This is a genomic window from Amantichitinum ursilacus, assembly GCF_001294205.1.
Classification (GTDB): domain Bacteria; phylum Pseudomonadota; class Gammaproteobacteria; order Burkholderiales; family Chitinibacteraceae; genus Amantichitinum; species Amantichitinum ursilacus.
Genome location: NZ_LAQT01000010.1, coordinates 43,629 through 57,830 on the forward strand (window position 1 = coordinate 43,629; position 14,202 = coordinate 57,830).

14 protein-coding genes are annotated in these 14,202 nt (G+C 61.0%); 7 read left to right on the plus strand and 7 right to left on the minus strand.

Annotated features, from left to right (window positions below; translation table 11 throughout):
- Positions 1-2 precede the first annotated feature (2 nt).
- From WG78_RS13210 to WG78_RS13225, 4 genes are all read left to right on the plus strand, one after another.
- Positions 3-956, plus strand: a complete 954-nt coding sequence (locus WG78_RS13210) for a homoserine kinase (RefSeq protein WP_053938311.1) — start codon at positions 3-5, stop codon at positions 954-956.
- A 99-nt stretch (positions 957-1,055) separates the two neighbouring features.
- Positions 1,056-2,447, plus strand: coding sequence for an FAD-binding oxidoreductase (locus WG78_RS13215; protein WP_053938312.1), 1,392 nt, complete (start codon positions 1,056-1,058; stop codon positions 2,445-2,447).
- An 83-nt stretch (positions 2,448-2,530) separates the two neighbouring features.
- Positions 2,531-3,661, plus strand: coding sequence for a M14 family metallopeptidase (locus WG78_RS13220; protein ID WP_053938313.1), 1,131 nt, complete (start codon positions 2,531-2,533; stop codon positions 3,659-3,661).
- Between the two features lie 143 nt (positions 3,662-3,804).
- Positions 3,805-4,692 carry a phosphotransferase gene (locus WG78_RS13225; RefSeq protein WP_053938314.1) on the plus strand — a complete coding sequence of 296 codons (888 nt, stop codon included), beginning with the start codon at positions 3,805-3,807 and terminating at the stop codon, positions 4,690-4,692.
- A gap of 58 nt (positions 4,693-4,750) precedes the next feature.
- On the opposite strand, the gene WG78_RS13230 is transcribed toward WG78_RS13225, so the two are convergent.
- The 5 genes from WG78_RS13230 to ftsY all read right to left on the minus strand — a co-directional run bounded on the left by WG78_RS13230 (position 4,751) and on the right by ftsY (position 9,081).
- Positions 4,751-5,059 (minus strand): hypothetical protein, encoded by a 309-nt coding sequence (locus WG78_RS13230; RefSeq protein ID WP_053938315.1) that lies wholly within the window; start codon positions 5,057-5,059, stop codon positions 4,751-4,753.
- A gap of 162 nt (positions 5,060-5,221) precedes the next feature.
- The gene (gene rpoH, locus WG78_RS13235) at positions 5,222-6,076 is read right to left on the minus strand and encodes an RNA polymerase sigma factor RpoH (protein ID WP_053938316.1); all 855 of its coding nucleotides are present in this window, start codon (positions 6,074-6,076) and stop codon (positions 5,222-5,224) included.
- A 214-nt stretch (positions 6,077-6,290) separates the two neighbouring features.
- Positions 6,291-7,196 carry a permease-like cell division protein FtsX gene (ftsX, locus tag WG78_RS13240; RefSeq protein ID WP_083459069.1) on the minus strand — a complete coding sequence of 302 codons (906 nt, stop codon included), beginning with the start codon at positions 7,194-7,196 and terminating at the stop codon, positions 6,291-6,293.
- Between the two features lie 7 nt (positions 7,197-7,203).
- Entirely contained in the window at positions 7,204-7,857 is a 654-nt protein-coding gene (gene ftsE / locus WG78_RS13245; RefSeq protein WP_053938318.1) for a cell division ATP-binding protein FtsE, read from the minus strand.
- A 54-nt stretch (positions 7,858-7,911) separates the two neighbouring features.
- Positions 7,912-9,081 (minus strand): signal recognition particle-docking protein FtsY, encoded by a 1,170-nt coding sequence (ftsY, locus tag WG78_RS13250; RefSeq protein WP_053938319.1) that lies wholly within the window; start codon positions 9,079-9,081, stop codon positions 7,912-7,914.
- Between the two features lie 67 nt (positions 9,082-9,148).
- Between ftsY and rsmD the strand changes: the two genes are divergently transcribed.
- Entirely contained in the window at positions 9,149-9,718 is a 570-nt protein-coding gene (gene rsmD, locus WG78_RS13255; protein ID WP_053938320.1) for a 16S rRNA (guanine(966)-N(2))-methyltransferase RsmD, read from the plus strand.
- 99 nt (positions 9,719-9,817) lie between these two features.
- Positions 9,818-10,066, plus strand: a complete 249-nt coding sequence (locus WG78_RS13260) for a YfhL family 4Fe-4S dicluster ferredoxin (RefSeq protein WP_053938321.1) — start codon at positions 9,818-9,820, stop codon at positions 10,064-10,066.
- A 114-nt stretch (positions 10,067-10,180) separates the two neighbouring features.
- Here WG78_RS13260 and WG78_RS13265 read toward each other — a convergent pair whose 3' ends face one another.
- Positions 10,181-11,374, minus strand: a complete 1,194-nt coding sequence (locus WG78_RS13265) for an MFS transporter (protein WP_053938322.1) — start codon at positions 11,372-11,374, stop codon at positions 10,181-10,183.
- Positions 11,375-11,465: 91 nt separating this feature from the next.
- Between WG78_RS13265 and WG78_RS13270 the strand changes: the two genes are divergently transcribed.
- Positions 11,466-12,416: a LysR family transcriptional regulator gene (locus tag WG78_RS13270; protein ID WP_053938323.1), complete on the plus strand. Its 951-nt coding sequence runs from the start codon at positions 11,466-11,468 to the stop codon at positions 12,414-12,416.
- Here the strand turns inward: WG78_RS13270 and msbA are convergent.
- Positions 12,413-14,170, minus strand: coding sequence for a lipid A export permease/ATP-binding protein MsbA (gene msbA / locus WG78_RS13275; RefSeq protein WP_083459072.1), 1,758 nt, complete (start codon positions 14,168-14,170; stop codon positions 12,413-12,415). The genes WG78_RS13270 and msbA overlap by 4 nt on opposite strands.
- Between the last annotated feature and the right edge of the window lie 32 nt (positions 14,171-14,202).

Sequence of the window (14,202 nt, forward strand, 5' to 3'; positions counted from 1 at the left end):
GCATGTCCGTTTTTACCACCGTTACGCCCGACGATCTGGCGCCGTTTTTAAAGCGCTATTACATCGGGCAATTGGTCGACCTTAAAGGCATTGCTGCCGGGATTACCAATACCAATTACTTTGTGACCACCACCCATGGTCGCTATGTGCTGACTTTGTTTGAAGCCCTGCAAAGCAGCGACCTGCCTTACTACGTCAATCTGACCGCGCATCTGGCGCATCACGGCATTGCGGTGGCGGCGCCCATTGCCAATATCGACGACCAATACACCGACACGCTCAATGGCCGCCCCACCCTGCTGGTGCCCTGTCTGCCTGGCACCGTGGTGGATGAGCCCAATGTGGCGCAATGCGCGCAAGTGGGTGAGATGCTGGCGCAAATGCATCTGGCCAGCCGCAGCTATCCGGCGCACATGCCCAACCCGCGCGGCGTGCAATGGTGGGCCGATACCGCCGCCGAGGTCATGCAATATCTGGACGCCGACACCGCCGCGCGCCTGCAGGCCGAAGTGGATCTGCAACTGCGCCAGGACTATACAACGCTGCCGCAAGGCGTTATCCACGCCGATCTGTTCCGCGACAATGTATTGCTGGATGGCGACCGCATCGGCGGCTTTATCGATTTCTACTACGCCTGTAACGACGCGCTGCTGTACGACCTGGCGATTGCGCTTAACGACTGGTGCCGCGAAGAAGACGGCGATATCGACCGCGCGCGCGCCGAGGCGATGCTGCAGGCCTACCAAAGCGTGCGCCCGCTGGAGACCGCCGAATTTGCCGCCTGGCCGGTGATTTTGCGCGGCGCAGCTTTGCGCTTCTGGACCTCGCGGCTGCTCGACTTTTACAAGCCCGCCACCGGCGAAATGACCTACGCCAAAGATCCAACGCAATACGAACGCGTGATTACGCACCATGCGCAGCGCCAGGATTTCTGGCTAACGCCCGCGCCGGTTTGATCTGACGATGCCCACGACGGCAGCTACAGTGATGTAGCTGCCGTTGGCTTTTGCTGTAGCCGCTTTGCGTTTGACCTCTAACCCCGCTTCGAGCCCGCCATGACCGATCTGCTGCACGCCTTGTCCGAAATCCTCGACCCCGCTGGCATCCTGACCGGCGCGGCCACCGAGGGTTATATGATCGACGGCCGCCGCCGTTATCACGGCCGCAATCTGGCGGTGCTGCGCCCGCGCAATACCGAAGAAGTGGCCGCCATCGTCAAACTGTGCGCAGCGCATGGCGTGCCGATGGTGCCGCAAGGCGGTAACACCAGCCTGTGCGGCGCGGCCACGCCCGACGAAAGCGGCCACGCCGTGGTGATTGCGCTGGAACGCATGAACCGGGTGCTGGACGTGGACGTGGGCAATAACACCCTTACCGCCGAGGCCGGCGCGATCATCGCTGATCTGCAAAACGCGGCGCGCGACGCCGACCGCCTGTTTGCCGCCGATTGGGGCGCCAAGGGTTCGGCGCGCGTGGGCGGTGCGCTGGGCACCAACGCGGGCGGGCTTAATGTGCTGCGCTACGGCAATATGCGCGATCTGACGCTGGGCCTGGAGGTGGTGCTGGCCGATGGCCGCATCTGGAATGGCCTGCGCGGTTTGCGCAAGGACAATACTGGTTACGACCTCAAGCAATTGTTTATTGCGGGCGAAGGCTCACTCGGGATTATTACGCGCGCTACTTTCAAACTGTTTCCGCTGCCCACGGCGCAGGCCACGGCGTTGGTGCCGGTGGCCAATCCGCAAGGCGCGGTGGATTTGCTGCGCGGCTTGCAGCATCGACTGGGCGATCGTGTTACGTCGTTTGAATTGCTGTCGCGCCGCTGCTGGCAATTGCTGGCGCAATATTGCCCGGAATTGCCCAAGCCCTTTGCCGAGCTGCCCGAATGGAGCGTGCTGGCCGAGGTGTCCGATGGCGGCACCGATGACGATCTGCTGGCGCGCTTTGGCGAAGCCTTGCTGGACGAAGGCGCGGACGACGCGGTGATTGCCACCTCGCGCAGTGACGCCGCCGACTTCTGGGCGCTGCGCGAAGCGGTGCCCGAGGCGCAGAAGCGCAAGGGCGTCAGCATCAAACAGGATATTGGCGTGCCGACGTCGGCGTTTCCGCAGTTTCTGCAAGAAGCCGAAGCCGCGCTGCAAGCCGCACTGCCTGGCGCGGATATCATTGCGTTTGGCCATCTGGGCGACGGCAATCTGCATTACAACGTGTTTCTTGATGACGTGACCAACGCCGCGTATCAGCACGAGCCGCGCATCAATGAAGTGGTGTACGAGATCGTGCAGCGCCACGGTGGCACCATTTCGGCCGAACACGGCATTGGCCAGCTCAAGCGTGATCTGCTGCCGCAATACCGTAGCGAAGTGGAGCTGGATTTGATGCGCACCATCAAACACGCGCTTGATCCGCACAACCTGATGAATCCGGGCAAGTTGCTGGCCGGCTGAGAATTTATCCACCCATTGTTTACGCCGTCGCCAAGCCCACAAAGCCGGCGGCGGCCCGTGTAACCCCACCCAGGCACACCATCATGCTGACGATTTCCACCGCATTTGATTCCGGCGCGATTGACGTAATTTCGCTGGAAGACCCGTCCCATATCCGGCTAAACCTGCGCGCCGATAACGCGGCACCGCTGCGCCAGTGGTTTCATTTCCGCCTGGCGGGCACGGCGTTTCGTGAATGCGTGATGCATATCGAAAACGCCGGGCAATCAGCGTATCCGGGCGGCTGGACCGATTACGCGGCGCGCGCCTCGTACGACGGCGTGGAGTGGTTTACCGTGCCCACCAGTTATGAGAATGGCGTGCTGACCATCCGCCATCAGCCGCAACGCGATTCGGTGTATTACGCCTACTTTGAGCCGTATTCGTTTGAGCGCCATCTGCAAACGCTGGGCCATGCGCAAGTGACCGGTGAAGCCGTGGTGCAAGAGCTGGGCCAGACCGTGGATGGCCGTCCGCTGGACCTGCTGCGCGTGGGTACGCCCGATGCGGGCAAGAAAAAAATCTGGATCATCGCGCGCCAGCATCCGGGCGAGACCATGGCCGAGTGGTTTGCCGAAGGTCTGGTCAGCGCTTTGCTGGATCCGCATCACGCCGTTGCGCGTAAATTGCTGACCGAAGCGGTGTTCTACATCGTGCCCAATATGAATCCGGACGGCAGTGTACGCGGCAATCTACGTACCAATGCAGCGGGCACCAACCTCAACCGCGCATGGTTTGCCCCCAGCATCGAGACCAGCCCCGAGGTACTGCTGGTGCGCGATGCCATGGAACAGACCGGGGTGGATGCGTTCCTCGATGTGCATGGCGACGAATCGATTCCGCATAACTTTGTGGCGGGCTGTCAGGACAATCCTTCGTTCTCGGAACGCCAGCGCACGTTGAGCGCCACGTTCAAAGCCGCCTGGCTGGCCGCCAGCCCGGATTTCCAAGTGGAGCATGGTTATGGCGACGGCCGCTTTGGCCCGGAAACGCTGACCATGGCCACTAACTGGGTGGGCGATCGCTTTGATTGCCTGGCGTTTACCATCGAGATGCCGTTTAAAGACACCGCCAACCTGCCGGTGCCTGATGTGGGCTGGAATGGCGAGCGCAGCGCACAGTTTGGCGTATCGGTGCTGACGCCGCTGTTGGCGGTGGTGCGCGATCTACGCTGAGTTTGATCGACACCGTGGTGCCGGGCTTGCTGCCAGCGCCAGTTTGCCCGGCCTGCGGAGTGCTTCCGCCGCCGGGCTTTTTGTTGCGTGCGAACGCTTAAGCTGATGGTCGTTATCGGCTTTTAAGGTAGGGAGCGGACGAGATGCAGATGGATGCGTTGGCGCGCTTTGCGGAGGCCTTGGTCGCGAGACCGGTGGCCGTCGCGCCCTTGGTCGAGGGCTTTTATGCACGGCTGTATCTCGCCAGCGCGGCCGATGGCCCCGTGTGCGTGCTCAAGGTATTCAAGCAGCGCGGGCATCGCCAGACCGAGATCGACGCACTGGCGCGTTTGGGCGCTTGCTCGGTGGCGGCATTGCCCCGCGTCATTGGACAGGGTTCGGTCGAAACGCATGAGGTGTTGGCAATAAGCTGGCTGCCCGGCATTAACCCGGACCAGCTAACTGAGCCCACCGCGCGCATCCGCTTTAACGCCGACGCGACTGCGGCGTTAGCGCATTGGCATGGGCAATCGGCGGCTTATTTTGAGGACGTGGATGGCGCGCGCTATGCCACCTTTACGGATGCGTATGCCGCGTTTGTGGCGGCACGGTTGGCGTGGCTGGCGGCACATCCAGAAAAAACGGCGGCCTGGTTGCCCGCTGCGGTGGCACAGGCCTGGCGGCGAGCTCGTCCGTTGCTGGATACGCTGGCCGACGACGCCCCCAGCCTGATTCATGACGATCCGCACCCGGGTAATTTTCTGGCCGATGCCCAGACCGGCGCGTTAACGGCGGTGCTGGACCCGGGTCGTAGCCGCTTTAGCCATCGCGAGCTGGATGTGTTTCATCTGGCCGATGGCGGGCCGCAGCTGGGTCTATACGACGCTTATCTGGCGCGCTATCCACTGCACGCGGGCTATGCGACGCGGCGGCTGTTATTCAGCCTGCTGGACGATGTCTGGCATATCGAGCGAGCAGACTGGTTTGATGAAGCATGGATGCAGCGCAAGCTGGGCGCGCTGGATGTCGCATTAACTGCGGCAGGCCGGTGAACATGGTGCGGGGCGGAGCGGCATCGGTGCGTGCGCTGATGCGGCGGCCGCTGGCGGCTCAGGCCAGGATAGAGAGCGAAACGTGTTCAGGCAGGTCGTCCGCGCGGCGACCCTGGCGGCGACGATCTTGCCCGGCGCGTGTATTCAGCGGTGTGGTCACCTGCTCTTGCCGCCGCGATTGCTTAAGGCGACGGTCTTCCCCCTTGCGGCGCTCTTCGCCATTCCAGGCGGGCGCCGGGGATTGTGCATAAGCCGCGCGCGGGTTTTGCGGACGGTACGGAGTGCGCACGCTGCCCCCGGTGCTATCGGCAATGGCCGAAGCGCCCAGCGTGCCGGTTTGCGTCGGGACCGGTGTTACGATAACCATCAATGTTCTTCCTTGTAGATCAGGTTGTTACCTTTTCTATCGGAGCCCACTCGCGCAACTTGAGTAGATTACTAAAAAATAAGTGTTTTTCTGACACTACTCTCTATTAAGGCGTAAAAAAAGGCACCCGAGGGTGCCCTTTTCTTACCACTTTGCATGCGCTCAGGCGTCAGCCGGTTCCAGCGCCACTTTCATCTTTTGTAGCGCTTTGGCTTCAATCTGGCGGATACGTTCGGCCGAGACATTAAATTCGGCCGCCAGCTCGTGCAGCGTGGTACTGCCATCGTCGCCCAACCAGCGGGCTTCGATGATGCGACGGCTGCGCGGGTCCAGCGAATCCAGCGCGTGCAGAATGCCGTCGGATTGCAGCGTGTCGTAGGCGCGGCGCTCAAGCTGCTGGGTGGGTTCGTTATCCGAATCAGCCAGCCAGTCGATCGGCGCGTAGCCATCGTCATCGCTGTCGTCGGCCATCAGTGCCACGTCCTGGCCGCTCATGCGCGTTTCCATTTCCAGCACTTCTTCGGGCTTGACCCCCAGATCATCGGCAATTTCTTTCGCCTGAGCGTGGGTCAGCGCGGCAAAGCCGGCTTTCATGGAACGCAGATTAAAAAACAGTTTGCGCTGGGCTTTGGTGGTGGCAATCCGCACCAGGCGCCAGTTGCGCAGAATGTATTCGTGGATTTCCGCTTTGATCCAGTGCACGGCAAACGAGTACAAGCGTACGCCGCGAGTGGGTTCAAAGCGTTTAACCGCCTTCATCAAGCCGATATTGCCTTCCTGGATCAGGTCGGCCTGGGGCAATCCGTAACCTGCGTAACCCCGAGCGATCGAGACCACCACACGCAGATGGGACAACACCAGCTGGCCGGCGGCTTCAAGATCATTCTCATGGGCGTAGCGGGTTGCCAGATCCACTTCTTGCTCGTGGGTCAGCATCGGTACGGCATTGACGCGCTGTACGTAGCTTTCAATGCTGTCGCCACCAGTGATAACGGGCAATGCAACGCTATGGGCCATGTGTTTCTCCTGTCTTTTTTCGGCGTCGTTTCAAACGACGACGCTGGATATTAGCACTCCGAACTTCAGAGTGCTAACCGAACTAAAAAGTTCAGTCGTGAATTCAAGCACACGAGTCCCTGTGTTGCACGGCAATATTTTTTATCCCGATGATAGTTACCGACTACCGGAGGCACAAATATAACCCTTTGTTTATCAGGGTTTTATCAGGCAATTACCGAAACTGGCGTAGATGTCGACTGACAGCGATCAGTGCGCCGACCAGGCAAAGTACCGTGGTCACCGCCAGCGTAATCGCCGCCAGCAGCCAGTCTGGCCGCGCCAGCGAGAACGGTTGGCCGTAGCTTTGCGCCAGGGCCAGCACGGATGGATTTAGCCAGCTGCGCGCGCCTGCCACGATGCCGCACGCCAGTAGACCGCCCAGGATGCCCTGCAGTGCGGCAAAGTAGACGAACGGTCTACGAATAAATGCATCGGTCGCCCCGATCAACTTGGCGACTTCAATCTCATCCCTTCGGATGACAATCTGCAGACGGATGGCGTTACCCGTAATCAGCACCAGCGCCACCGCCAATAACACCACCACGACTTGCAGCAGGGCGATGCCTGCGGCAATCAATTGCTGTAGCCGATGCGCCCAGGCCGAATCCAGCTGCACCTGCTCCACGGCCGATTGCGTGCTCAGTTCGCTCTTCAATGCTTCGAGTTGTTCAGCGGGCACATCGGTGCGCGCGGTCAGGACAAAGGCATCGGGCAAGGGATTGTCAGTCAGGCCGGCCAGCAGATCGGTCCCACCCAGGCCTGCCTGCATTTGCTTAAGCGCTTCTTCTTTGCTGACAAAGCGGCTATTCAATAAACGCGGATCGGCTTTGAGCTTTTGCTTTAACGCTTCCACTTCCGGCGTGCCCACGCTGGTGCGCAGATACACCGACAACTGCGGCTCAACCGGCAAATGCGCGGTGACGCTTTGCGCGCTGGCAATCAATAAATAAAAGCCCAGCGGAAACGCCGCTGCAATGCCGATCACCAGCAGGTTTAACAAGCTGGTCAACGGCGCGCGCGCCATCGCGCCCAGCGTGCGGCTTAAAGCAATCAGATTAAGTCGTATCCAGTGTTTCATCGTGGGCTCAGGCGGTGAACTGGCCGTGTTTCAGGCGCAGGATACGGCGACCGTAATCGGCCATCAGGTTTTCATCGTGCGCCGAAATCACCAGCGTTACGCCCACCTGGTGGAAGGATTTGAACAGCTGCAGGATGTCCTGGGCGTAATCGCGATCAAGGTTGGCGGTGGGTTCATCAGCCAGCAAGATGGACGGCCGGTGCACTACGGCGCGCGCAATGCACAGCCGCTGTTGCTCGCCGCCCGACAGGCTGACTGGATTGAGCTTGTCTTTGCCGCTTAGCCCCACCTTGTCCAGCGCAGCCAGCACGCGGCGATGCCCTTCCTGATGGCCAAAGCCGATGATATCGAGCGGCAACCGCACGTTGTCGTACACGCTGCGATCAAACAGGATTTTGTGATCCTGAAAAATCAGCCCGATATGACGGCGCACATACGGTAAAGACGCGCGGCGCATGCGCGCCAGATTCTGGTTGTTGACCAGCACCGAGCCCGCTGTGGGGCGTTCGATGCCGGCAATCAGCTTCAGCAACGTGGATTTGCCCGCGCCCGAATGGCCCGCCAGGAAGACCAGTTCGCCGTCCTGGATTTCAAAACTCAGTTGTTTGATGGCATCAAAGCCACCCGGATAACGCTTGGTGACCTGCTGAAACTGGATCATCGGCTGTCCGTGCAAGGTGATCGGAACGGGGCGCTGGTCGACATCCAACCGGGTTTATTCAAACAGCGCGTCCACATAATCTTTGGCGGTAAACGGGCGCAAATCATCAATGGTTTCGCCCACGCCCACGAAACGTACCGGCACCGGGCGTTGCTTGGCAATAGCTGCAATCACGCCGCCTTTGGCCGTGCCATCCAGCTTGGTCAGCACCAGGCCAGTCAGGCCCAGCGCATCGTCAAACGCCTTGACCTGGCTGACCGCGTTCTGGCCAGTGTTGGCGTCCAGTACCAGCATCACTTCGTGCGGTGCGCTGGGGTCGGCCTTTTGCACCACGCGTTTAACCTTGCGGATTTCATCCATCAAATGCAGCTGTGTGGGCAAACGGCCCGCAGTATCGACGATGATGACATCCACTTTGCGCGCCTTGGCGGCGTTGACGGCATCAAACGCCACGGCGGCGGCATCGCCTGATTCTTGCGCGATCACCTGCACGCCATTGCGCTCGCCCCACACCACCAGTTGCTCGCGCGCGGCGGCGCGGAAGGTATCGCCTGCGGCCAGCAACACGCTCAGACCCTGGCTTTGATAATACTTGGCCAGTTTGCCGATGCTGGTGGTTTTGCCCGCGCCGTTAACACCCGCCACCATCAGCACAAACGGCTTGGGGCTGTTGGCGTCGATCACCAGCGGGTTTTCCAGCGGCTGGATCAGCTCCAGCAATGCTTCTTTCAGCGCCACGCGCAGTTCGGACGCATCTTTAAGACCGCGCAGCGACACGCGATTGCGCACGTCTTTCAGCAACTGCGTAGTGGCGTCGACGCCCATATCGGCGGTCAGCAGCACCGTTTCGAGTTCTTCGTACAAGTCCTCGTCGATTTTGCCGCCGCCAAACAGGCCGGCCAGATTCTTGCCCAGCGTGTCGCGCGTGCGGGCCAGACCGGCTTTCAGCCGTTCAGACCAGCTTAGCTTGGGCTTGTCTTGCGGCTGCGCCACCACCAGCGTCGGCATCTCGCCCACGGCATCGGGCGAGGGCATGATCAGCGTCGGTGCGGCTTCGGCCTCGGGCGCAGGCGTTTCGGCCGGCAGCCATTGCACGGGCGCGCCGGGCTCGACCGCTGCGGCCACCTCGGGTTCGACCAGCGGGGGTGTCGGCTGCGGCGTGGCGTCCGGTGCGGGCGCAGCGGGCGTTTCGGGCTTGGGTTTCTTGCGGAAAAAATCGAACATGGGCTTTGCGCTTGTCCTGCAATGGCGGAAAATATCTGATTTGGCGCGATTTTAGCGCGGGGAAGGCATGGCGGCACAGCACAAAAACCAGGTTCGGCTTATTGGCGGCCAATACAAGCGGCGCATCATTCATTTTCCTGACGGAGACGGCCTACGTCCCACGCCGGATCGGGTGCGCGAAACGTTGTTTAACTGGCTGGGGCAGGATCTGAGCGGGCTGGATTGCCTCGATCTGTTTGCCGGCAGCGGCGCGCTCGGTTTCGAGGCCGCATCGCGCAATGCGCGGCGCGTGGTGATGATCGAAAAATCCCGTCCGGTATACCTGGCCTTGGACACCAACCGCAAAACCATCGGCATCGAACGTATTGATCTACTGCAAGCCGATGCATTGGCATGGCTGGGCCGCACCGCTGATCAGTTCGATATCGTGTTTTTAGATCCGCCATTCGCCAGCGATCTGCTGGCGCAAGTGCTGGCGCAGCTGGCGCCCAGGCTCAAGCCCAACGCCGTGGTGTATGCGGAATGCGCCGCGTGGCCCGATCTGGCCGGCTGGACGCTGTCAAAAGAGCTTAAAGCCGGCGCGGTACGCTGCGGCTTGCTGCAGCGGGCGGACGGCACGTCTGGCGACGCAAACTGAACAGCGGCGTATTGCCGTTGTCCCAGCTGTCATAAACATGGGACAATCCCGGCCGTTTCAAACGTCTTGTTTTTACATCTGTTTTGAAGGAAATATGCCATGGCGCTGATGATCACTGACGAGTGCATCAACTGTGATGTCTGCGAACCCGAATGCCCCAATAGCGCAATCTCGCAAGGTGCCGAGATTTACGAGATCGACCCCAACCTGTGCACCGAATGCGTTGGTCACTATGACGAGCCGCAATGCCAGCAGGTCTGTCCGGTGGACTGCATTCCGCACAATCCCGATATGAAAGAGACCAAAGAAGAGCTCTATCAAAAGTACATGATCATTTCGGCGGCTTGATTGCGCGTTCGCAGTCCGCCCCGTCCCTGGCGGACCAGAAAAAACCGGCACCTTTACGCTGCCGGTTTTTTTACGCACGTCGCCCGCGCTCCCATCCAGCCCGATCAGTAGCGATCAGGCCGAAGCCGCACACACGGCCACGTTGCGCTGCGCCTGGCGCGATAGTTTCAGCGCCATCAACCCACCCAGCATCGCCAGCGCCGACGCCAGCAGCAGCGGCCGCGTGCCCCATTGATGATCAATCCAGCCCGACAGCGCCGAGCCGCCCGACATGCCCAGATACAGCGCCGAGGCGTTCAGCGCCAGCACCATCGCGCGGGCATCGGGGGCCAGTTCCACCAGGCGGCGCTGTTGCGACGGCATGAACAGATCATTGGCGACGGCCCACGCAACCAGCATCGCAAAGGCGCTAGCAGCAAACGGCGGCAGCACATAGCCGGTTAGGTAGATGATGGCCAGTGCGCTCAGCGCCAGCGTCAACGCCTTGTCGGCAGCCCAGCGGTCGGCCGCGGCGCGGGCAAAAAAGTTGCCGAGGATGCCCGCCACGCCAAACGTCACCAGCGCGATTTCCAGCAAGCCCGGCGCCATGCCGAAGTGTTCGTGCAACAGCGGCACGATCAGCGTGTAGCTAATAAAAAAGCCGCCCATTTCAAACATCACCACCGCCACGCCGCTGGCAATGCCCGGTTGCAGCAACAGCCGCGCCAGATCGGGCAAAGGCAAGCGCGAGCCCAGGCCGCCATCGCGCACCAGCAGCAAAACCGCCAGCGCCGTACTGACGTTGAGCGCCGCCACGCACATAAACATCACGCGCCAGCCCACATGCGCGGCCAGCCAGGTGGTCAGTGGCAGGCTGACCACCGAGGCAATCGTCATCCCCATAAACACGGTGGCCAGCGCGCGGCCGTGATGTTCGCGCGCCACCAGCGTGGTGCCGATGGCGGACGCCACCGGGCCGATGGCCGCCGCGCCCAATGCGGTAAGCACACGCGTCGCCATCAGCGTAGGGACGTCACGCGCCAGCGCGGACGCCAGCGCGCCCAGCATCGCCAACAGCAGCCCGGTCATCAACAAGCGACGGCGCGGCAGATGGCCAAACAGCATCTGGATTAACGGGGCGGCAATGGCAAACGTCAGCGCAAACACTGCCGTCAGCGGCGCAATCTGTGCGGGCGTGCTGTGCAGGCCCTGGGCAATGGCGGGCAGGCCGCCAATCGCGGCCATGGTATTGGTGCCCATGGTGAAGTACGCCGCGGTCAGCGTGTACAGCGCGGCGGTGCGCGCGGAAGTCGGAGTAGATTCGGCCATGATGACGTCATATCAGAAAGACAATGCCGCCACTCTACGCAGCGCCCAGCTATCCATATAATGGATTATTCGTATACCTGACATAACGCCCATGGATTTGCGCAGCCTGGATTTAAACCTGCTGGTGTCGCTGGATGCCTTGCTGGAAGAACGCAATGTCACGCGTGCCGCTGCGCGCTTGCACCTCAGCCAGCCCGCGCTGTCGGCGCAACTGGCGCGCCTGCGGCTTAGCTTTAACGATCCGTTATTGATACCGGCTGAACGCGGTCGTGGCATGGTGGCCACCGCGCGCGGTCTGCAATTGCACGCCGAACTGGCGCCCTTGCTGCAGTCGCTGGCGCGCGTGGTCAGCCATCGGCCGCAATTTGATCCGTATACGCACGAGCAGGTGTTTCATATCGCCGCCAGCGACAACGCCACCGCCGTGATCGGCGTGCCGCTGATCGAAGCCTTGCGCACGCATGCTGGCGAAAAAATCCGCCTGGCTTTCCACAATCTGGAACCCGACCGCATTGCCAGCCAGCTCGAAAACGGCGAGATCGACTTTGTGATCGCCTCCAGCCGCACGCTGCCGCCGCAAGTACGCTCGCTGCTGTTGCTGAATCAGGGCTGTTTGCTGGCGCAGCGCAAAGGCCACCCGCGCGGCAACCAGGCGGTGAGCGTGGACGAATACTGCGCACTCCGACACATCCTGGTGTCGCAGGATGGCGGCGGCCTGTCCGGCTTTGCCGATGAGGCGTTGGCGCGGCTGGGGCGCACGCGCCAAGTGGCGTTGTCGGTGCAGCATTTCACCGTCGTGCCGTTGATTTTGCAGCGCACCGACTATGTGAGCATCTTGCCCACGCCACTGGTGCAGCGGCATCTGAATGTGCTGGATGCGTTTGAGGTGCCGTTTGAGGTGCCGATCAGCAATTTCAACCTGGCGTGGCACCCGCGCAACCAGCAAGACGGCGCCAGCATCTGGTTACGCCAGCTGGCGCTGCGCACCATTCGTGATGTGGCGCAGCCCGAGCCGTATAGCGTGTTTAGCGCCGTCACTTAAGGTGCGGTTTCTTCCACCTGCTGGGTGAACTGCACGCGATGCATTTGCGCATAGGCGCCGCCTTTATCCATCAGCTCGGCATGGCGGCCAGCCTCCACAATGCGACCTTGGCTCATCACCACAATACGGTCGGCGTTTTCGATGGTGGACAAGCGATGCGCGATCACGATGGTGGTGCGGTCCTGCATCAGGTTTTCCAGCGCGGCCTGCACTTTGCGCTCGGATTCGGTATCCAGCGCACTGGTCGCCTCATCCAGAATCAACACCGGCGCATCTTTATAGATGGCGCGCGCAATGGCCAGACGCTGGCGCTGCCCGCCGGACAAACGCACGCCGTTTTCGCCCAGCATGGTGTTAAAGCCTTCCGGCATTGCTTCGATAAAGTCGAGCGCGAAAGCGGCGGTGGCGGCGGCACGGATGCGCTCCAGATCGGGCGCGGCGTCGCCATAAGCGATGTTGGCTGCCACCGTATCGTTAAACAGGATCACATCCTGGCTGACCATCGCAAACTGGCGGCGCAGATCATGGATGCGGAACTGGTTAACCGGCACGCCATCCAGCGTAATGCCGCCGCTGGTGGCTTCGTAAAAGCGCGGTAGCAAATTGGCCAGCGTGGTTTTGCCGCTACCCGAACTGCCCACCAGCGCCACGGTCTGGCCCGGCGCGATGTCCAGCGAAACATGGTCCAGCGCGGGCCGGTTGTTGCCGCCGTAATCAAAGCTGACGTCGTCCAGCTTCAGCGCGCCCTTGGCCCGGCCGATTTCTTGCGTGCCGTCGTCCAGTTCTTCGGTTTCATCCAGCACGCCAAACACGGTTTCGGCCGCCGCCAAGCCGCGATGCAGGCTTTCGTTGATGCGGGTGATGTTCTTGATCGGCGACTGGATCATCATCATCGCCACCATAAACGACACAAACGCACCCGCCGTCAGCTGGCCCTGTTGGGCGCGCAGGCTGGCGTAATACACGATAAACGCCAGCGTGATGCCGATCAGCAACATGATCACGCCCGAGTTCATGCTGGACGTGGCCGCGCGTTTTACCGTCAGCGTGCGCACGCTATTGTTGACGCGCAAAAACCGCGTCAGCTCAAAGCGAAAGCCGCCAAAAATCTTGACCATACGTTGGCCGGACAGGCTTTCATCCAGAATGCGCGTCATATCGCCCATGCTGGATTGCGTCTCGCGCGAAATCCGGCGTTGACGACGGCCCACAATGCGGATCGACAGCGCCACCCCAGGAATCAGAATCAGACACAGCAAGGTCAGTTGCCAGTCGCGGTACAGCATCAGCCCCAGCAAAAACACGGTGGTGACGGAATCGCGCACCAGCGTGGTCATTACCTGCACGCCCGCATCCATAATCTGGCTGACGTCATAGGTGACGCGCGACACCAGCACGCCAGTCGACGATTTGTCGTAATAGCGCACCGGCAATTTAAGAAAGCGGCTGAACATCTTTTCGCGCAGGTCGTACATCACGCGCGCCGAAATCCAGGCGCTGCCGTAATCGCTGCCAAAGTTGGTCACCAGCCGGATGACGGCCAGGCCAAAAATCTCCAGCGGCAGATCCCACGCTTCGGAACGCGCCAACGAATCGGCACGCAAATTCTGGTCAACCAGTGGCTTGAGCAAGCTGGTCAGATAGACATCCACGCCAGCCGCAGCGGCCAGACAGAAGATCGACAACGCCACCACGGGCCAGTACGGCTGGATTTCTCTTAACAGGCGGAAATACAGGGCTCGGCTAGAGTTCATGCCCGGACTCATCAAAAAACAAACCGCGAGTA

Coding starts and splice junctions, on each gene's coding strand:
- ftsY (WP_053938319.1), bottom strand. CDS start 9,081: ATGTTCGATTTTTTCCGCAAGAAACCCAAGCCCGAAACGCCCGCTGCG.
- ftsX (WP_083459069.1), bottom strand. CDS start 7,196: ATGAAACACTGGATACGACTTAATCTGATTGCTTTAAGCCGCACGCTG.
- rsmD (WP_053938320.1), top strand. CDS start 9,149: ATGGCGGCACAGCACAAAAACCAGGTTCGGCTTATTGGCGGCCAATAC.
- WG78_RS13230 (WP_053938315.1), bottom strand. CDS start 5,059: ATGGTTATCGTAACACCGGTCCCGACGCAAACCGGCACGCTGGGCGCT.
- WG78_RS13220 (WP_053938313.1), top strand. CDS start 2,531: ATGCTGACGATTTCCACCGCATTTGATTCCGGCGCGATTGACGTAATT.
- ftsE (WP_053938318.1), bottom strand. CDS start 7,857: ATGATCCAGTTTCAGCAGGTCACCAAGCGTTATCCGGGTGGCTTTGAT.
- WG78_RS13260 (WP_053938321.1), top strand. CDS start 9,818: ATGGCGCTGATGATCACTGACGAGTGCATCAACTGTGATGTCTGCGAA.
- WG78_RS13225 (WP_053938314.1), top strand. CDS start 3,805: ATGCAGATGGATGCGTTGGCGCGCTTTGCGGAGGCCTTGGTCGCGAGA.
- msbA (WP_083459072.1), bottom strand. CDS start 14,170: ATGAACTCTAGCCGAGCCCTGTATTTCCGCCTGTTAAGAGAAATCCAG.
- WG78_RS13265 (WP_053938322.1), bottom strand. CDS start 11,374: ATGGCCGAATCTACTCCGACTTCCGCGCGCACCGCCGCGCTGTACACG.
- WG78_RS13270 (WP_053938323.1), top strand. CDS start 11,466: ATGGATTTGCGCAGCCTGGATTTAAACCTGCTGGTGTCGCTGGATGCC.
- rpoH (WP_053938316.1), bottom strand. CDS start 6,076: ATGGCCCATAGCGTTGCATTGCCCGTTATCACTGGTGGCGACAGCATT.
- WG78_RS13215 (WP_053938312.1), top strand. CDS start 1,056: ATGACCGATCTGCTGCACGCCTTGTCCGAAATCCTCGACCCCGCTGGC.
- WG78_RS13210 (WP_053938311.1), top strand. CDS start 3: ATGTCCGTTTTTACCACCGTTACGCCCGACGATCTGGCGCCGTTTTTA.